Below are 19,171 nucleotides of genomic sequence, written 5' to 3' on the forward strand. Positions count from 1 at the left end.
CTATCCTTTTATTGGTTCATATTGAGCCCTGAAAGGTATTCGATCAGGTTATTTAGGTCTTGATCCTTTATTTTCCCGCCAAACGCAGGCATCTTAATGGTCTTCGGCCCTTCATTCTGCGGCTTCACCTTGGAGGGGTCTTCAATCCATTTTTTCAGGCTCTGTTTAAACTCCTCCGGGGAACCGTTCGGCAAGATTCCCGCAATCGTCTTTCGATTGGCCAGGTTATCCAGATTAGGACCTACTTTGATCGATTTGTCCGTGCTATCGACCGCATGGCAAGAGGCGCAATTCTGGGTAAAGACCGCTTCTCCGGCCTTGGCGGCATTGGTGGTCACCGTAACCGGCTTCTTCATTCCATCCACCCAAGCGTTAAATTCTTTCTCGGTCACGGCGATCACTTTAAACTCCATTAACGCGTGGGACGGTCCACACAGTTCCGCGCATTTCCCCAGATATACTCCCGGTTCTTTCGCATCAAAGGAAAAACGGTTCACATTCTTCTTCCCGTCCGTGCCGATCATTCCTGGATTGGCATCCCATTTCCCGGAGAGAGCAGGAACCCAGAAGGAATGAATAACGTCGTTCGAGGTAAGTTCCACGCTAATTTTCTTTCCTACAGGGATGTATAAATCTTCAGCGGTTTTAATTCCCAGATCGGGATACTCAAATTCCCACCAATATTGGTGGGCGGTCACCTTTACCTTGAGCGCATTCGGATCATTCGCATGATCCTTGGCTAATGCAAAGGTCTGCATCACTGTAGGCACCGCTAAAATAAGGAGCAGGATAATGGGGATCACCGTCCAAATCACTTCGAGGAGATGATTTCCCTCCACTTGTTTTGGAACCCCTTCATCCCCTTTCCTTTGGCGGAAGCGGAATAATACATAGATAAATAGGATAAAAACGACAGCCATGACGAAAAGCATAACGCCTAAGCTTAAAATCATCAATTGATACGAGGATTCGCTTGCAGAACCCATCGGCTTAAGGGTAGAGAGGTATGGATCCCCGCTACAGCCGGATAAAATCGAGATCATGGCGAGTGCAAGCAATAAGATCTTCCAACCGTGATGAAAACGCTTCATCTACAACCCCTCTTTCTGTCTCACTCTTTTCCCTCTACTTCCTTTCTTCCGGGACTCCCCTTCTCTCATGAATGAAGTAGTTTTTTAGAAGATATTTTGTTTAATCTATGAACTGATTGCTCCTCCTATTTTAATTTGATTCACTTTTATCTGTCAATAATTCGCCATAAACAAAGCCCGATGTCACAAAAAATACATATTTTGTTCACATTTTAAGGGGAAAATTCCCTCATCCGCATACCTTTTTATGTTTTTTATATTCGTTATGTTTTTTATTGGAAGGGCAGAGTTGAAAAAGTTTGCCCGCATCCTTTGCCTTGTATAAAATAAGGAAAGAGAGGGGAAAGGGGAGATCGAATGACTCTTTTCTTAGAATGGATCGGATGGATTTTTTTACTAACCAGCCTCTTGATTAGCATCGTTATCATCTTGGAAAAAAGAGATCCGGAGAAGACCATCGCCTGGCTTCTGATTCTTACTTTTCTCCCTATCGTCGGTTTCCTTTTGTACCTGCTGTTTGGCCGGAATATGCGAAAGGAGCTGGCGGTACGCACCAAAGAGGAGATCAGTTTTGCCCGCCTGGATGAAGTTCATCATACCCATGATTGGCCTGAATTGTCCCACCCCGCCATACGCCGGCTCATCGCGGTGGGGTACAACGCCTTCGCCTCTCCGGTCACTCTGAACAATGAGGTTGGTTTTTTCTATGAAGGAAAGAGCCTGTATGACTCTCTCTTTACAGAAATGGAACAGGCGACACATCATATTCATCTTGCTTTCTTCATCATCCGGAATGACCATGTGGGAGAACGATTGAAGGAAATTCTCCTGCGCAAGCGCAAGGAAGGGGTGGAAGTACGGGTCATCTACGACGATGTGGGTTCGGTCTGGTTAAATAGGAGATATAAAGAAGAATTGCAGAGGGCCGGGGTGGAGATTTATCCTTTTCTTCCCGTTACCTTCCCCCTCATCGGTAGAAAACTGAATTACCGGTATCACCGAAAAATCGTGATCATCGATGGAAGAATCGGCTATCTTGGAGGGTTTAATATCGGGAGGGAGTACCTCGGGGAAAAAAAACGGCTGGGGCACTGGAGAGACACCCATCTCCGCATTCAGGGGGAGGCGGTTTACAGTCTACAGCTTCTCTTCCTCCTCGATTTCGAGTTCGTCAGCAAGAAAAGCCCGGATGGTTGGGAATACTTTCCGCCTGTCTCTACGCCCGAAGTCCGGCCTTTGCCGATCCAGATCATCAGCAGCGGTCCTGATTCGCCTCACCCCATCATTTTACATACCTATTTAATCATGCTTACCAACGCAAAAGAGCGGATTTGGCTCGCCACCCCTTACCTGATCCCCGATGAAGCCGCCCTCGTCGCCATGAAAATGGCCGCTTTAAGTGGGGTGGACGTTCGAATCCTCATCCCGGACAAGCCGGATCACCCCTTTGTCTATTACGCCACCTCTTCCTATTTGGAGGAGCTCCTCAAAGTAGGGGTTAAGATCTATAAATATAAAAACGGCTTCATGCATTCCAAAGTATTGCTCTGCGATGATGAAATCGTCTCCGTCGGTACAGCCAACATGGATGTCCGCAGCTTCTATCTTAATTTTGAAGTGAACGCCCTCATTTATCGCCGCGAAGCCGTTCAAAAAGTGGCGGACCAATTTGAGCAAGATTTTCAAATGAGCGAACTGCTTGATCTAGAGGTGTATCAAAAACGCCCCTGGTATCGGCAATTTATCGAATCTATCGCCCGGCTCTTCTCTCCCATCATGTAATGGGTAGGGCGAACCAACCATTATAAAAATTAGGAGGCTCCCTATGTTCCTGAATCTTCGCCAATATTTAGAAACCTTGAGAAAAGAAAAAGACCTCGTCGTGATCGAGGTACCGGTGGACCCATATCTGGAATTGGCTGAGATTCATCGCCGAGTGATCGAAGAAGAAGGACCTGCCCTCCTCTTCACACAGGTAAAGGGAAAGTCCTTCCCTGTCGTAACCAATCTCTTTGGAACCATGAGGAGGGTGGAGCGGGCCATCGGGACAAAACCGGAGGAGATGGTAAGGGGTCTGGTTCAGCTCTTGCCCGAACTCATGCCACCGAAATTAAGCAAAATTTGGGAAAAGAGAAGCCTTCTCTTTCAATTCACCCGCTTCGGCACGAAAAAAGTGGAGAGGCAAACGGCTCCTCTCCTCGCGATCGAAGAGGCCGATTTTGACCTGGGGACGCTGCCGGCGCTCACAGGATGGCCGCTGGACGGGGGGCCCTTTTTTACCTTGCCTCTCGTCTATACGGAGCATCCAACCACCCGTGAGCATAACCTTGGGATGTACCGGATGCAGATCAAGGGAAGGAATAAAACAGGGATCCATTGGCAGATCCATAAAGGAGGGGGGTTTCATCATTTTGAAGCGGAAAAGAGAAAAGAGGCCCTGCCCGTCACCATCTTTCTCGGAGGACCGCCGGCGCTCATCGTAAGCGCGGTCGCCCCCTTGCCCGAACCCGTGCCGGAGCTTCTTTTCGCCTCTTTTCTTATGGGGGAAAAGCTTCCCCTGGTAAAGGTGGAGGGGCACCCTCATCCCCTCATCGCCGAAGCGGAATTTGCTTTTCTGGGGGAAGTTCCCGCCGGTATTCGGGAACCGGAAGGCCCTTTCGGCGATCACTATGGTTATTACTCGTTGACTCATGATTTCCCTGTTTTTAACCTGAAGAAAGTTTACCGGCGGAAAGGAGCGATCTATCCGGCTACAGTGGTAGGGAAACCGCGGCAGGAAGATTACTACATCGGAGAGTACCTGCAGCAACTTCTCTCCCCCCTTTTCCCATTGGTGATGCCTGGGGTAAAGGAACTCTGGACCTACGCCGAAACCGGTTTTCATTCCTTAGCGGGGGCCATCGTGAGGGAGAGCTACAGCCGTGAAGCTCTTTCCCACGCTTTCCGCATCCTCGGAGAGGGACAACTCACACTGACCAAGTTTCTCATGGTAACCGATGCTCCTGTATCCTTGCGGAATTTCCCTCAATTCCTGGAAGCTATCCTCGCCCGCTTCCGCCCCGAGCGGGATCTCATCATCTTGCCCCATACCTCTATGGATACCCTCGACTACACCGGGCGAACGTTTAATCACGGCAGTAAGGCGATCATGCTGGGAATAGGAGAGGAGATTCAATCCTTGCCCGAAACATACACGGAAGGAGATCTTGCGGGCGTGGAGAAAATTTCCGTCTTCTGCAGAGGAACCTTGCTCCTCTCCGGAAAAAGCTATGAGGAGGACGAGGGGCTGCCGACGAGGATCACCGCAGGATTACATGGACGGGACTTTCCCTGGCCTCTCCTCATCCTCGTCGATGATGTGGAAGAGATTACCGATCAAACTTCTTTCCTTTGGACGGTTTTTACCCGTTTTGATCCCGCCCACGATCTTTACGGAAATAAGGAGATCGTAGGAAATCACATTGCCTTTCATGGCCCGATCCTGATCGATGCTCGTATGAAACCTTTCTATCCCGACGAACTGATCCCTGATCCGGAGACGGTCACCCTCGTGGACAAGCGCTGGCGTGAATATTTCCCGGAAGGGATTTGACCCGCTCCATCCCTCCCATCCCCCTCAACTTCATCTTTCCTACGCATAATAAGGCGAGATCATGAGGTATACGATGACTCCCGATGCCGCCACGTAGAGCCAAAGAGGCATGGTCCAGCGGGCAATGCGGCGGTGTTTCTCATCCTGGCGGTTCAATCCTCTCGCTAATGTGGTGAGTGCCAGCGGAACAATGACGATGGCGAGCAATATATGGGTAAGAAGGAAGAAGTAATAGAGATAACGAAAAACATCTTCTCCTCCATAAGGGGTAGACTTCGCCAAAAAATGGTAGGTGACATAGGTAATCAGAAAAAGAGCCGTCGTGATAAAGGCGGCAAAGATAAAGCGCCGATGCATCACAATGTTCTTCCGGCGGATGAAATAGAGCGCAGACAAGAGAAAAACAAAGGTAAAACTATTAAAGACGGCGTTTAACATCGGGAGAACGGTAAGATCGAGTTGATTTCCCCTCTCCATCTTCGGCATGAAGAAAAGGATGGCCACGATCAAGTTAATCGCGATTGAGAGAAATACAATCCAGGGGGTATAATTCCGCTTTTCTCCCCTGATTTCCATTTTGTCGGCATGGTTTTGTTTCATCTTCATTCCCCTTTGTCCTCATTTTCTCCTTCCATGATAAGGAAAGCACAAGAATTTCGCAAGGGGAATGGGTTAAACTCCCTCCTTTTCTGCTCGTTCTTTTCTCTCTCTTCTATGACTCTCTTCAAATGAATCGTTTCTCCCTTTTCAAAGATGGATCCGAAAGGGAGAAAAACCCGCCGATGAAAACCGACGGGCAGCTTTAAACGCATCCTTTTCATTCTCACCAAACCTGAACTTACTTCGTCGATTCCACTTCTTTGACGGTTACGCCCGACAACGTATCTTTAACCGGGCAGATTTTTTCGATATGGCCGATCAGTTCGCGGATCTTCCCCACATCCGAAGGAGAATCGACCTCTATGCGATAACGAATTTCCTGAAATCCCGGCCTTACGGCAGGGTTCTTCTCCATGAAACCGTCCGGATCCAGGTCCCCTTCAACATGTACCTTAAAACCGTTCAGTTCAACTTGGTGGGTCTTGGCATGAATCGATAAAAGAACCGATAAACAACCACCCAAGGCAGCCAAAATCAACTCGACCGGATTGGGACCTTGATCCGTCCCTCCTAAGGATTTCGGTTCATCGATGACAATCCTCTTGTCTCGGATCACCGCTTCGGAGCGAACCCCTTCACCTGACCAAAGCACGTCTGTCTGAAATGTGATCTTTGCCACAGATTATTCCTCCTTCTCGTTTTAGCCTTTCCAAGCATTTATGGATTTCTGTCTTCTTCCAATTCCTTCAACCGGTCCGTATAACCCTGACGGCTTCCGCCCCATCCCGAAACATATTGGCTTAACTGATTTGCATCATGGATCATTTCGATTCGGTCACTTGGAACTCCGGATCTTCATAAGGATGCGCGATCCAACCGGACTGATCGATGAAAAGACGGATGGCGACGACCTTTCGATTTTCCAAAAGCGTAAAGAAATGAGGAGTATTTTTCGGAACGGAGATCACATCGCCTGCCTGAAGAACCGCGTTAAAATAACCGATTTCGCTCGTCCCCTTGATCGTAAATGTCCCGTTTCCGGAGACGATCGCCCTGACTTCATCATCACTATGGGTGTGGATCTGTTCGAACTTCTTTAACAGCTCCTCCAGATTAGGCGTTGCTTCGGATAGTGAAATCACATCCCATTTCACATACCCATTCCTTTCAGCCAGGGAGCGGATCTCCTGATCAAATGCGTGAAGAATCTCTTCCTTTTCCTCCTCGCTTACGTTGTATTTCTCCCTTAAACCTGCCGGCAGTTTACCGGCATCCCAACGTTCATAGAGAACTCCCTGTCGGGCCAAAAAATCTTTCACCCGCTCTTCATCCTGAATCTTCTCACCGGTCTTCCGAATGACAATTTCGGCCATTTTAGCTTCCCTCTCTTTCATGTTTCGTTTTATGGAAATGGAGTTTCCTCCCTTTTCCCAACGATACGTCGGCAAATGTGTGAATCGGCAACAGCCCGAGGCTCTTCATCTGGAGAAGCTTTACGTGGTAATCAAACAAGAATTCAAAAGCCTCCAGATGCTTCTTCGCCTCTTCGGGGTTCCTACCCCACGCGTAAATACCATGGCGCCGTATCAGGATACCCGGGGTTTGCGGCCGAACCGCATCCCTCACCAACTGCGCCAGGGTGGGAATGTGGGCCTTATTTTCGACGATGGGGAGACGGATGGCGCCATCCTCTTCCCAGATATTGAACGCTTTGATCAGTTCATGCCCGGAAAAGAGAATCTCCCCATGATCCCCGTAAAGTTCGGAGAGGAGATTGTTGGCCACCGTATGAACATGAAACACGGCACCCGTATCCGGCAGGCGGTCGTAGATGGCCGTGTGGATCATTGTCTCGGCGGATGGTTTTAGCCGGGTAGGGAATACAGGTACTCCATCCCGATCCACAAGAAGAAAATCCTCGGAAGTCTGAAGACTCTTATCTTTTCCGCTGGCGGTAATCACAATCGCCCGCTTACCGTCCTCACAAGTCGCCAAGACGGAGAGATTGCCGCTCGTGGCAGGAAACCATCCCCGGGCAGCAAAACTCTCTTTCACAACCCGGAGACTGTGGACGGCGCTCATTATCTCTTCCATGGGTTCACCCCGCTTTTTCCGATGTATTCTGCAGATAATCGATCACGTCGTAAAAGGTTTCAAAGGGGACATAGGGGATGGAGAATTCTTCGCATTTGATTCGGAGAAAGTCGCGGGCGATCACCCGGTCGGCGATCCGAGCCGCCGCCAGATCGGTTATGCTGTCGCCGATGACAATTCTTTCGTATTCTTCCTGCGGAAAGGACCGCAAGAGGGTTGTCTTGCACATCCCGCAATCACGATGGCACTCATCATCGCAAGGATGAGGCCAGAGGATACGAATCTTCTCCCCGCTAAAATCACTGCCGTTGCAATAGATATCCCCATACGGGATGTCATAGGGGACAAGCAAGGGGTAGAGGAAAAAATCGATCCCTCCGCTCGAAATAAGCAGCCGTATTCCTTCTTCTCTCGTAAATCGGATCAACTCAGAAAACCCCGGCCGAATCTCCGTATGATGGAGCACGTAATTTCGGATCTCCTCTTCTTTTGAGACCGGAAGCAAGGAAAACATCTTCCCCACTCCTTCCCGAACACTTACCCGCCCTGCGAGAATCTCCTCCTTCAACTTCTCCCATTCCGGAGGCGCAAACTCCCTCATGATTTGAATGATGGTATCCTGCACCGTAATCGTCCCGTCAAAGTCACAAAAAAGTACCTTTCTCCTTCCTCTGCTCATCCCTCAACCACCCCCCATTTCTCAATCGCAAGGCTTAGTTTTACGGAACGGGCCGCGGCTTCCCGGAGAGAATAACCTGCCATAATGGCTGAGATGGCATCCAGGAAAGCCCTTCCCCCTGCGGTCGATCCTTGCGGATGACCATGAATCCCTCCGCCCGCATTGATCACCAGGTCAGGTCCAAAATCCCTGATCAGGACAGGAACGAGGCCGGGATGAATCCCCGCCGACGGCGCCGGAAGAGAAGGTTTGATATTCCCATAGGGACGGCGCAACCGGTCCGCAACCGACAACGATTCCTCTTTAGGCATAGCGACAGAACCATAGGGAGAGGGATAGAGGACAATGTCCGCCCCTGCCAAACGAAGAAACTTGCCTAATAGAAGGGAAGAGGATACCCCATGTTCCGGAGATGCGTATATCGCTCCGGCAAACGCAGGATGGGCAAGAATGGGAACCGGGATGTCGGGGTCCGAAGCCAGGCGATGGAGAATATCTAGGCCGTACACAAACACATTCAGGAGAAGGCCGGAAGCACCCGCTTCCACCAACCGTTTCGCCCTGTCCACCATTTCGTTCACCGGCCCTGTCAGGTTGACAGCATAGAGGGCCTTTCTCCCGGTCCGCTCTTCTCTTTGACGATTTAACGCTTCAAAACGCTTCACCCTTTCGATGGCGGGAGCTTTCCCATCTGCGAAAAAGATCTCGTCATCCTTTACCAGATCTACGCCGCCTTCAATCTGTTTCCTGTACTCTTCCTCCAACTCATCGAGGGAAAGACCGATGCATTGTTTAAAGATGCTCATCAGGAGGGGTCGATCCTTCATCTGCAGCAAATCCCGAACCCCCTGAATTCCAAAACGTGGGCCCGGAAATTGGGAAAGGAGGGAGTCGGGAATGTGGAGATCCAAGAGTTTGATCGAACCATCCAGGGATAACTTTCCGAACACCGTGGTAAGAATGGATGGAAGATCAGGGGTCACGTTGACGATCGGATATGCGATGGTAATTTTCCCCACGGGCTGCTTCCCTTCTTCCTCCGGAAGTGGGACGACATCGACCACTTTCCCCAAATGTTGCGCCATGCTTTCCTTTTTCTCACTCGGCAGCTCGGTCCATGTCCCCACCGTAAGCCCGACGGCAATCCCTTGCGCCTTTTTGTATAGATCCTTTTCCCCTTTCAGCAGGTAAGTCGCCAAGATATATTCCTCATCCAACGACAATCCCATCACCGCCTTTTTTTACAAAAATAAAAACCTCTTTCGTTCTGAAAGAGGTTGTAGAAACAATATCCCACACCCTTATCTTTCAGAACATAACGTTCTGCAGGAATTAGCACCTTACCTTCACTCCTGAAAGGATGGAGATCCCCCCTACGATCCCTGGGAGAAGCTCCTCCTTCCAGTCGTTTAGCCCATAGGTATGGGCAGCAGGTTGCCGGGCGTCATCGGGCCAGTCCCTCAGCCTTCTCTGGATAAGAGTAATTCTTATTTTCAATTGTCACTCGATGGTCATAACTATAAACGCAGCATACTTCTCTGTCAATCCCCAAAATGTCGCTATTTTTGCATTTTTTCTGATTTCATCCACCTCCCTTGAGATCATCACCGAACCTTCCTGCAATCTATCCGCCTTTTCTGCAATGGGTTGTGAACCGATCCCATGCTGGCACAAGATTTATATCTGCAAACATTCCACCTCTCACCTTTAAATTTTTCCCTTGACAAACGTTGAGAAAAAAAATAAATTAATCACCAAAACCAAGTGAATTTGATTCTGATTCTCATCAAATCGCTTGGGGCAAATGTATGGATGTAAAAACCGAATAGAGTTTGACCGATTCGCTCTTATCAAGAGATGGCGGAGGGACTGGCCCAATGATGCCCGGCAACCTGCATTTCCCTATACGGGGTGACGGATCGGAGAGGACGGCAGGATGTTCCTGCACGAAATCTTTGTTTCCGGTCACAGCAAGGTGCTAACTCCTGCAGAACGTACCGTTCTGAGAGATAAGGGGTTGGATAGATTTTAAACCTCTGCCCTTTCAGAAGGGTCAGAGGTTTTTTCATTTCACACGAAAGGATCGATGGGAATGGCACATTATCATCCTCTAAACGAAGCGGAAGCGGTAGCCTATGCGAAGCGCCTTAGGATCTTCCCGGAAGATGCCCGACTAACCGCCCGGGAAATCGGCGATGGGAATCTAAACCTGGTATTTCGCATCCAAGAAGAAGCTACGGACAGAAGCATCATCATCAAACAAGCGCTCCCTTACGCCCGGGTGGTCGGGGATTCGTGGCCCCTTACCCTGGACAGGGCACGCATCGAGAGCGAGGCCCTCCACATGGAGGAAGCGCTCTGCCCCGGTTCAGTCCCGAAAGTATATCATTATGATCCGCATCTTGCCCTGACCGTCATGGAGGATCTCTCCTCCCATATCGTGTTAAGAAAAGGGCTGATCCTTAGGCGGCGCTATCCAAAATTGGCCCAGCATATCGGAACCTTTCTGGCCAGGACCCTCTTTTACACCTCCGATATCGCCTTAAACTCCCGAAGGAAAAAAGAACAGGTGGCACAATTTATCAATCCGGAGATGTGCCGCATCACCGAGGATCTCGTTTTCACCGATCCATTTTACAACGCCGAGACCAACCGGTTTAACCCGCTCATTCTCGAAGAGGTGCGCAAAATCTGGAGCGACGGCAGATTGAAACTTGAAGTGGCGGCTTTGAAAGAAGGGTTCCTCACCCGAACTCAAGCCCTGATCCACGGGGATCTTCATACGGGGAGCATCATGGTGACGGAACAGGATACCCGGGTGATCGATCCGGAATTCGCCTATTACGGGCCGATGGGTTTTGATATCGGAGCGGTACTCGCCAACCTGTTCTTAAACTTCTCCGCTCAAGAAGGCTTAACCGACGACCCTGCTGAGAAATCGGAGTATCAGGTGTATCTTCTCAGGACGGCGGCCGAAATCTGGTCCGTCTTTGAAAGGAATTTCCGCCAGTTATGGTGGAATGACGGATTGGAAGCCTTCACTTCCGTTCATGGATATTTGGACGATTACCTGGAAAGGATCCTCCAGGATACCGCCGGGTATGCCGGCTGCAAGATGATACGCCGCGTCATCGGTCTTGCCCATGTGGCCGATCTGGAATCGATTGAAGATCCTAAACTCAGGGCAAAAGGAGAGACAATGGCTCTTGCCATCGGCAGGGAACTGATTCTGGCACGGCATGGAATCCAGAGGATCGAAGATATATTGCAAATCGTGCAATCAATCCGGGAAGAGAGGATTGCCTCATGACCCATTCCTTTATCCAATCGGTTCAATGGAAAGAGAATCATCTCCTCCTTCTGGATCAGAATCGGTTGCCTGAAGAAACACGCTATCACAAAATTGACACGATCGAAGAAGTATGGAAGGCCATCCGGCAACTCACGGTCCGGGGAGCTCCGGCCATCGGCATCACGGCCGCCTACGGACTCTATCTGGGAGTTCAACATCTCTCTTACGGAAATGTACCGGAACTGATCGAGGACCTAAAAGGAAAGGCGGAATTCCTCTCCCAAGCGAGACCTACCGCTATTAATCTTCGCTGGGCACTCATGCGTCTGCTCACCAGGGCGGAGATGGACGGCGCCCATGGCTGCTCGACAGAGGAAGTGAAAGCGGGCTTATTGGCGGAAGCCCTTCGGATTCAAAAAGAAGATGAAGAAACATGCCGCCGGATCGGCGAGCATGGACTAACATTACTGAAAGACGGAATGGGCATCCTGACCCACTGCAATCCTGGAAGCCTGGCGACGGCCAAATATGGAACGGCCACCGCTCCTATCTATCTGGCCCGGGAACAAGGGATGACGCTTAAGATTTTTATTGATGAAACCCGCCCCGTCTTGCAAGGCGCTCGCCTTACCGCATGGGAACTGATGCAGGCAGGCATTGATTCGACGCTGATTTGCGACAATATGGCGGCCCTGGTGATGGCTAAAGGGTGGGTCCAGGCCGTCATCGTCGGTGCCGACAGGGTGGCGGCGAACGGGGATGTGGCCAACAAGATCGGGACCTATGGACTGGCGATATTGGCGAAAGCCCACAACATTCCTTTTTACGTGGCGGCCCCCCTATCCTCCTTTGATCCTGAGACGCCAACGGGTGAGGAGATTCCCATTGAAGAAAGACCGGCGGAAGAGGTGACCGAGGGCTTTGGCAAGCGTACCGCCCCTGTGGGAATGAAGGTATACAATCCCGCTTTTGACATAACCCCTTCTTCCCTCATCACGGCCATCATTACGGAAAAGGGCATACTCTATCCCGATCAAGACGGATGCTATGGAAAAGCGATCAAGGAGATCCTGGGACGAAAATCCCAAACCTTATCCTGATCCCTCCGAATCCCATAAAAGGAGGGCTGTGCCCTCTGTGCTGTTCGGCATTTACCTGACGGCCGCCTTACAGCGGGTATCCGGCCTTAGAGTTTCTCCACCTCCGTGAGTGCTTGGTCCAGTTCCTCTGCCGCTTGTTTCAGAGTCTTTGCATCCAAGGGAGTAACTTCCACCCCTGCCCCAATCGTCTTAAGAGACCTTTCCGTCTTTTCATAAAGATCGCCGGACTTCTCTTTTACCCCATCTTCGAAGCTTTTCCATTTCTCTTCCAGTTTTTGCCCCAGTTCCTTTACCTTCGCAGCATCATTCTGGTCCAGGGCCATTTTTAACTCAGCCAAGGTTTCCTTCATTCCCTTCGCCCCATCCCTGATGGGGTTATTTCCGCAAGCGGCAAGCAGAAGGGTTGAGATCAAAAGGAGGGAAAAGAAAAAAGTCCATTTGCGAAATGCGTTCCTTTTTGCTCTATGATTGATCATAAAAAACCTCCTGTTCTTCGGTTGTTATGCAGCAATCAATTGGCTTCCATTTTTCTCCGGTAGGAAAAGGCTCTATACCGCTCCCATACCGCAAAGAATAGGACAACGACGAGCAGTGCCGCTTGTAGGATCAGCCCCTCCGCCGTGGGGTAAATGGAGAAAAACTCAATGGTCGGAAACCACTCCACATGGGTTGCCGGGAGAAGACCGGCCAATTGGAGGCTCTTGATCCCCATGCCGGTAAACTTAAGACTTAGGTAAAAGACAAGCAGGCTGGAGAGGAGGAAGAAAGGCCGCAATGGAATTCTCATACCCACTTTCAGGATTAAGATGCCGAGTATGATGAGGAGAATGATTCCAAAGGCGATCCCCCCTAATAACTGCGTAAGAGAAATGGAAGAGGCCATTCCGATGAAGAACAGGACCGTCTCGGTTCCTTCCCGAAAGACCGCCAGAAACGAGAGAACAGCCAGGGAGAGAAGACTACCGGTGGCTAGCGCCTTTTCGCTCTTCGTCTTGATGTACTTTCTCCAATTTTCGATGCTTGCTTTGTTGTGGAGCCAGTATGTCATGTAGAGAAGCATCGCCGCCGCGAACAGGCCGGTCCATCCTGCGATGAGGAAATTATTGGTGCCGAAAGCTCCTGAGGTGAAGAGGATTTGGACCAAGATCCCCAAGAAGAGGCTCCCTCCTAACCCTGCGCCCACCCCGCCCCAGACCCAGCCTTTTTTCTCTCCGTGGCCTGATTTATCCAGGAAGGCAAGCAGCGCGACAATCACCAGAAGAGCTTCTAATCCCTCCCGAAGAAGGATGGATACGGCGTCAAAGAAGGTATATTGATTTTTCGCCAGCAGGGGAGCCAGGTATTCTCTCATGTTGGAAATCACTTCTTTGCCTTTTTCCACATCGGGTGGTGTGGACGTAAGGTAGGCATAGGAGAGAACCATGTCCCGTTCCGCATCTTGGTAAGCTTTCTGGGATTGGGTGAGGACAATTCCTTCAATATCCAGCCACATTTCGCGAAATTGCCTGATGCTTTGGGCGGCCCCCTTCACATCTCCCTCCTTTAATCGGGAGAGGGATTGATCCAGGAGGGCAATCAATTCATTTCCATCCTGTTTCCCCGAAGAGGCTCCGCTATCCTCCGCAGGATACTTCCCATCGATAAAATCTTGATTTACCTTGAGAAGCTGATCCAATGCGGACAAGATTTTTTCTTTATTCGGCGGATCCTGGCTGAAAACAAACTGAACCATCCCCATGCTATCCTCAATATCCCCATATGCCTTCTTTGATGCTTCCTTAATCCCGTCCTCTATCTTTTTCCACATTTGCGTGAAGTCCTCATACGCTTGTTTGGCCGCCGCAACCTCTCCCTTCTCTATCTTCTCCCGCGCCTGGATCAGCGATTGATTCGCCCCTTTCAGATCATCGGCCGGGGTAAAGGCGAAGGCATATGCAGGCACGAGGAAAAAAAGGAGTAAAAGAAAGCTTAACCGTTTTCTCCCCCCCATTTTCTTTCGCGCGATTCCTTCCATGTGTTCTCCCTCCTTATCCATTTCAAATCATTTTTAGCGTTGTTACCCATATGAATGAGAACCTTAGAATCAATTTAAAATAATATTTCTTATTGATAATAATTCTCATTCTCATTTGCTCAACAACAAGATACCATTCCTTTTTCTCAACTGTCAAGGGGAAATGGCGTGAAAGATTTAATGCGCATATCGGCAGTGGGGAACTTCTCCGGGATGCACGCCGGCCCAAACCGTGAACGAACGGAAAGCTGAACATGGAAAAGCCTGCGGAGAAAGACCGCAGGCCTTCGATGCGAACATCAGCGGTTATTTAAAAGAAACGTCGCTTCCAAAAGATGACGGCCGTGGCCGTGGAGAGGAATGCAGAGATCAAGATGGCGATCCAAAAAGAAAAAGGATACGTCTGAAACGGAATCGGAACATTCATCCCGTAGAAACTGGCCACCATGGTGGGTAAAGATAAAATGATGGTAAAAGAAGCGAGAAATTTCATGACGATATTTAGGTTATTCGAGATGACCGATGCGAAAGCATCCATCATTCCGCTTAAAACGGCGGAATGGGTTTCCGCCATCTCGATGGCCTGCTGGTTTTCGATGATGACATCTTCCAGGAGATCCTGGTCATCCTCATACATCTTTAGAAGCCCATTGCGCATCATCTTTTGCATCACGATATTATTCGACTTCAGGGATGTGGCAAAGTAAACCAAGCTCTTCTCCAGATTGAGAAGGGTGTATAATTCTTGGTTTTTCATCGATTGGTGAAGCTCCCGCTCAATCTCATTGGTCCGCTTGTAGATCAACTTCAAATAACGAAGGTAATGGGTAGCAATCTGATACAGAATCTGTAAAGAAAAACGCGTTTTCTTGAAGGTGAAGAATTGCTTGATTCGATTCTCCATAAATTCATGGAAAATGGGATGATCTTTTAAGCTGACCGTGATAAAAGTTTCCGGGGTGATAATCATTCCAAGCGGTAAGGTGTCGAAGATGGGGGAATCCTGATCATCCGTCAAATATACGGGAATATTTACGATGATAAGGACTATTTGATCCTCTTTTTCAATACGGGAACGTTCTTCTTCATCCAAAGGGTCTTTCAAGAAATTAAGGGGAAGCTGAAGGTGTTCCGCCACGCGGAGAATCTCGTTTTCCGTGGGGGAAACAAGATGCACCCAACACCCGTTGCAAATCTCCGTCCGTTCTTCCAGTTGACCGTCGTTGTTGGTGAAAAAGATTCTGATCATGGTTACACCTCCTCTTTTTTTGAGGAAGCTGCCCATCCGGACGATCGATTCAGGAGTCGGCCTTTTGGGCAGACGGACTCCTTAGACGATCCATCTTCTGCAGCATCCTCGGGCATAAATCGGGATCAGGTTCACCGGTACTTCGACTACCCATTCAGGCACAACTCCTTTCTTCGAAAAATAGTTGAGAACTATATTATAATACTCTTTTCCGCAAGAATTGTACATAGATTCTTTCGGGATGGGAAGCCCTTTTTCGTCAGCTTGATTACTAGGATAACCAAAAAAAGATTCCCCACACGGGGAATCCAAGATTCTTCATCGGACAACCGAGAGGGTCGAAAAACGATAGGCTACAGAATGAGTTATGCCGATCCCAACTTCCTCGGAAGTGCAGAAGAGATCTCCACACTCTTCAACGGCCGCTTCTCATACCCGGTCATACAGCCTTGCTCAAAACGGCAATGATGGTCATAGAGGCCTTTTTCTTGAAGCATAACGGGGAGAAAATAAGGGATGTTGCTCGCTACCCCTTCATTCCGGGGATCTAAGACCCAATCTAACGATTTCCAATCGAGAATCCCTTCCCGTATCTTTTTAGGGGTTTCATATATGTAATCTTCCGGAAGATACGCCAGGAAAAGATGCATTCCTCCCTGTTCCACACCCTCCCCGGACCAGGTGACAATCCCTTTATAGGAAACCTCCTCCAAGGTGAGGTCCGTCTCTTCCCTGATCTCCCGTAAAATCGATTCCTGAGGGGTCTCTCCCGGTTCGATCTTCCCGCCCACGCCGTTCCAACGCCCCATCCACGCCGGCTTTTCACGATTTAACAGGAGGATCTTATCCCCCTGGAGAATAAAGCAAATGGTGAAGCGCAGCACTTTTCTCCCCCTCTACTTCAGCGGGTCGGCTCTCCCTCCGACCCTGTTTGTCCCATTATAGCACTTTTTAATCGGATTGGCCCATAATTTGGGCTAAGGATTGGATCGCTTCCTTTCCTCTCTCGCTAGCCGTGCGGGCGCTCATGTGAATCCATTGGATCTTCTCTTTCGTCCCGTCGATGGTAGAAAAAAGTTTCCTAAACATCTGAAAAACTTCCGAAAGGATCCCTTTACTTTCTTCCATCGTTTTACTTCCTTGCCGGATCAGTTCAATGGTCCTCTCAATCGTTTCGTTCATGGCAAAAATGGATTCTGCGATTTTTCTAGCGGAACCTTTTGTTTGCTCCGCCAATTTTCTCACCTCTTCTGCCACCACGGTGAATCCCTTTCCATGCTCCCCTGCCCTAGCCGCCTCGATGCCCGCATTTAAAGAAAGAAGGTTAATTTGATTCGTCAACTGGGTTATGGTATCGATAATCTCTGTGACCCGAGAATTATATTCCTTTAGTACCTTGATTTGATCCACTTGTGTTAAGACAAGCTCCAAGAGAACGGCAACGGTGTTTTGAAACGATTGGAGCACCTGTTCTACACTCCGGGTTTTCATCAGCATCTCATCAGCCGCTTTTGTGCCCTCAACGCTTCTCGTTCCTACTTCCTCAATGCTTTCATTCATCTTTTGGATCAGAAGCCCGGCATGTTCTAGCTGTGATTTCCGGATCTCCTTTAATTCTTTCTGCTTTTCCGCCGACAAGAATAAAAGGTCAAGGATTGTGATATACCCTAAAAACCGCTTCCCCTCAAAAAGGAGAATCGCATCGTAAATCTTCTCCTGGGGACGGTCCATCGCCAATTGGATCATCTCTGCAAGGGGGATTGCCATCTCAACCCTGAGGGGAGAAACATCCATGATTTCGCCCATTTTCTTTAAACTGTAAAGGCTTAAGCCATAATTATACCCCAATATCCGATAAACTTGCTCTTTCATGATCAGGCCGGCAACTCTGGAATCCTCCATAATAACGGCACACTGCTCCTTGGATTCAAGAAGCTCCGAGTAGCACTCTTCAAAGCGTGTTTCTGTGGAAAAAAAGAGAGGCTGTTTTATGAGAAGAGTAACGGCATTTCTCTCTTCCCTTCCTCCCTTTTCCTGTGTCTCAGGAAATACCGGTTCTCTTAGTGTTATCATACGTGCTCTCCTCTTCTTCCTTATAGGTATTTATTCATAGGAATTTACTCGTTCTCATTCTTCATCTTACAACCGCATTGTCCGAAATCTGTAAAGAATAAGTAAAATTTATGTAAATTATTTGGATTTACTATGTTTCAAGAAAAAGGAGGCCCATAGCGGACCTCCCTTTTGAATTACCATAAAGAATACCCTTTATTTTTTCTTAGCGGTTGTTTCATAGGGAACATCATCAGGCGCATCTCCGTTCGGCCAGTCGTTCGCCTTCGGCGCGAAATCAGGTCGATCATGGGATAGGATGTAAGCGGCCAGGTCCACAGCTTCCTGATCGGTTAAATCCCCTTTATTGATGCCGCCCATTGGGGCAAGAGGCATGTTCCGTTTGATGTATCCCGCCATGGTTCCGATGCGGGCCATACCGGCTCCGATGTTAAAAGAATTATCACCCCAGAGTGCCGGCCCCGTGGTGGGCCCCGTTCCCGACCCATCGGCACCATGACATTGCATACAAGCCTGCTGATATAATTTCTCCCCATTCTCCTTATTGGGGGTCGGTCTGTCAGAGATATAATTTTTTACCACCCAGGGGCGTTCTTTCGTACCGGTGGGCACCCCCTCCGAAATGTAGGTGAGATAAGCGACCATGGCCTTCATTTCATTACTTGTGTAATCTAAAGGTTTTCCGTTCATGCTGCGGAGAAAACATCCGTTGATCCTTTCTTCAATCGTTAAGACTTTCCCTGCCCGGGCGTTATATTGGGGAAATACGGCGGTAACCCCAATAAAAGGAGAGGTGGAATCTAGGCCCGCATTCCCATGGCAGCTGGAACAGGCCAATTGATTCCCCACGTTGTTGGGAAGCAATGTGTTGGTTTCATTCATCAGCTTATAGCCCAGCTTAATGGCCTCTCCAAGAGGGCCTTCCGGCACCTGATCCATGCTGGGAACCGGAGGGAGCGCCGTATCTCCCGAAGCCGTCACCCCATTTGATGTTGACTGGCCTCCTTGGGGAGAGGGGGCACCATCCGAAACTTGGGAAGAAGCCGTTTGATCGGGAGCGATCGTCGCCAAGCCATAAATTACGATGCCGATGATCGTCAACGCTAATAAAAGGGTGATCGCGGTCCACATCCATTTTTCGCTATTCATCTTCTCTCTCCTTTCTCCCTGGTGCGAGGGTCCTTTGCGTTAACGTTTAAAGAATGTAAATTACCCAACCCAGCACCCTATTTTCGCATCCCTCTTCATCATAGTTCTTTAAACTTTCCTTCACAATATTTCATTCATATTTTTCACAGATGTGTTTAATTTGCGAAGTATATATACTACTGCCATAGTGTTATATTTTGGACCCTTTGCCTCATTTTTAGAGAAATAATGGCCGTTC

17 protein-coding genes and 2 riboswitches are annotated in these 19,171 nt (G+C 49.1%); of the genes, 4 read left to right on the top strand and 13 right to left on the bottom strand.

Annotated features, from left to right (window positions below):
• Positions 1-8: 8 nt before the first annotated feature.
• Positions 9-1,091, bottom strand: coding sequence for a cytochrome c oxidase subunit II (gene coxB, locus THEAE_RS0115925; protein WP_005585491.1), 1,083 nt, complete (start codon positions 1,089-1,091; stop codon positions 9-11).
• A 357-nt stretch (positions 1,092-1,448) separates the two neighbouring features.
• Between coxB and cls the strand changes: the two genes are divergently transcribed.
• Both cls and THEAE_RS0115935 read left to right on the top strand, forming a co-directional pair.
• Entirely contained in the window at positions 1,449-2,873 is a 1,425-nt protein-coding gene (cls, locus tag THEAE_RS0115930) for a cardiolipin synthase (RefSeq protein ID WP_005585490.1), read from the top strand.
• A 43-nt stretch (positions 2,874-2,916) separates the two neighbouring features.
• Positions 2,917-4,683 (top strand): UbiD family decarboxylase, encoded by a 1,767-nt coding sequence (locus THEAE_RS0115935; RefSeq protein WP_005585489.1) that lies wholly within the window; start codon positions 2,917-2,919, stop codon positions 4,681-4,683.
• 39 nt (positions 4,684-4,722) lie between these two features.
• Here the strand turns inward: THEAE_RS0115935 and THEAE_RS0115940 are convergent, their stop codons facing one another.
• From THEAE_RS0115940 to THEAE_RS0115975, 6 genes are all read right to left on the bottom strand, one after another.
• Positions 4,723-5,259 (bottom strand): DUF420 domain-containing protein, encoded by a 537-nt coding sequence (locus tag THEAE_RS0115940; protein ID WP_028988148.1) that lies wholly within the window; start codon positions 5,257-5,259, stop codon positions 4,723-4,725.
• Between the two features lie 262 nt (positions 5,260-5,521).
• Positions 5,522-5,962: an OsmC family protein gene (locus tag THEAE_RS0115950; RefSeq protein ID WP_005585484.1), complete on the bottom strand. Its 441-nt coding sequence runs from the start codon at positions 5,960-5,962 to the stop codon at positions 5,522-5,524.
• Positions 5,963-6,104: 142 nt separating this feature from the next.
• Positions 6,105-6,656: a 1,2-dihydroxy-3-keto-5-methylthiopentene dioxygenase gene (locus THEAE_RS0115960; protein WP_005585483.1), complete on the bottom strand. Its 552-nt coding sequence runs from the start codon at positions 6,654-6,656 to the stop codon at positions 6,105-6,107.
• A gap of 1 nt (position 6,657) precedes the next feature.
• Positions 6,658-7,377, bottom strand: coding sequence for a methylthioribulose 1-phosphate dehydratase (gene mtnB / locus THEAE_RS21400; RefSeq protein ID WP_084213587.1), 720 nt, complete (start codon positions 7,375-7,377; stop codon positions 6,658-6,660).
• A 4-nt stretch (positions 7,378-7,381) separates the two neighbouring features.
• The gene (locus THEAE_RS0115970) at positions 7,382-8,056 is read right to left on the bottom strand and encodes a 2-hydroxy-3-keto-5-methylthiopentenyl-1-phosphate phosphatase (RefSeq protein ID WP_005585481.1); all 675 of its coding nucleotides are present in this window, start codon (positions 8,054-8,056) and stop codon (positions 7,382-7,384) included.
• Entirely contained in the window at positions 8,053-9,273 is a 1,221-nt protein-coding gene (locus THEAE_RS0115975) for a 2,3-diketo-5-methylthiopentyl-1-phosphate enolase (protein WP_028988149.1), read from the bottom strand. The genes THEAE_RS0115970 and THEAE_RS0115975 overlap by 4 nt, the downstream gene beginning before the upstream one ends.
• A gap of 81 nt (positions 9,274-9,354) precedes the next feature.
• Positions 9,355-9,537, bottom strand: a riboswitch (SAM riboswitch).
• A 363-nt stretch (positions 9,538-9,900) separates the two neighbouring features.
• Positions 9,901-10,072, top strand: a riboswitch (SAM riboswitch).
• 76 nt (positions 10,073-10,148) lie between these two features.
• Here THEAE_RS0115975 and mtnK point away from each other — a divergent pair.
• The gene (gene mtnK, locus THEAE_RS0115990) at positions 10,149-11,366 is read left to right on the top strand and encodes an S-methyl-5-thioribose kinase (RefSeq protein WP_005585479.1); all 1,218 of its coding nucleotides are present in this window, start codon (positions 10,149-10,151) and stop codon (positions 11,364-11,366) included.
• Positions 11,363-12,448, top strand: a complete 1,086-nt coding sequence (gene mtnA / locus THEAE_RS21405) for an S-methyl-5-thioribose-1-phosphate isomerase (protein WP_039944513.1) — start codon at positions 11,363-11,365, stop codon at positions 12,446-12,448. The genes mtnK and mtnA overlap by 4 nt, the downstream gene beginning before the upstream one ends.
• 86 nt (positions 12,449-12,534) lie before the next feature.
• Here mtnA and THEAE_RS21410 read toward each other — a convergent pair whose 3' ends face one another.
• From THEAE_RS21410 to THEAE_RS0116025, 6 genes are all read right to left on the bottom strand, one after another.
• A complete protein-coding gene (locus tag THEAE_RS21410) occupies positions 12,535-12,924 on the bottom strand; it encodes a hypothetical protein (RefSeq protein WP_052330083.1) in 390 nt (129 codons plus the stop codon).
• A gap of 35 nt (positions 12,925-12,959) precedes the next feature.
• Positions 12,960-14,462: an FTR1 family iron permease gene (locus THEAE_RS0116005; protein WP_028988150.1), complete on the bottom strand. Its 1,503-nt coding sequence runs from the start codon at positions 14,460-14,462 to the stop codon at positions 12,960-12,962.
• 310 nt (positions 14,463-14,772) lie between these two features.
• Complete coding sequence (locus THEAE_RS0116010) at positions 14,773-15,711, bottom strand: magnesium transporter CorA family protein (RefSeq protein WP_005585473.1); 939 nt, start codon at positions 15,709-15,711, stop codon at positions 14,773-14,775.
• Positions 15,712-16,076: 365 nt separating this feature from the next.
• Positions 16,077-16,595, bottom strand: a complete 519-nt coding sequence (locus tag THEAE_RS0116015; RefSeq protein WP_028988151.1) for an NUDIX hydrolase — start codon at positions 16,593-16,595, stop codon at positions 16,077-16,079.
• A gap of 67 nt (positions 16,596-16,662) precedes the next feature.
• On the bottom strand, positions 16,663-17,784 hold the full coding sequence (locus THEAE_RS0116020; protein ID WP_028988152.1) for a methyl-accepting chemotaxis protein: 1,122 nt from the start codon (positions 17,782-17,784) through the stop codon (positions 16,663-16,665).
• 195 nt (positions 17,785-17,979) lie between these two features.
• Complete coding sequence (locus THEAE_RS0116025) at positions 17,980-18,933, bottom strand: c-type cytochrome (protein ID WP_028988153.1); 954 nt, start codon at positions 18,931-18,933, stop codon at positions 17,980-17,982.
• Positions 18,934-19,171: the final 238 nt, after the last annotated feature.

It is taken from the genome of Thermicanus aegyptius DSM 12793 (genome assembly GCF_000510645.1).
Classification (GTDB): domain Bacteria; phylum Bacillota; class Bacilli; order Thermicanales; family Thermicanaceae; genus Thermicanus; species Thermicanus aegyptius.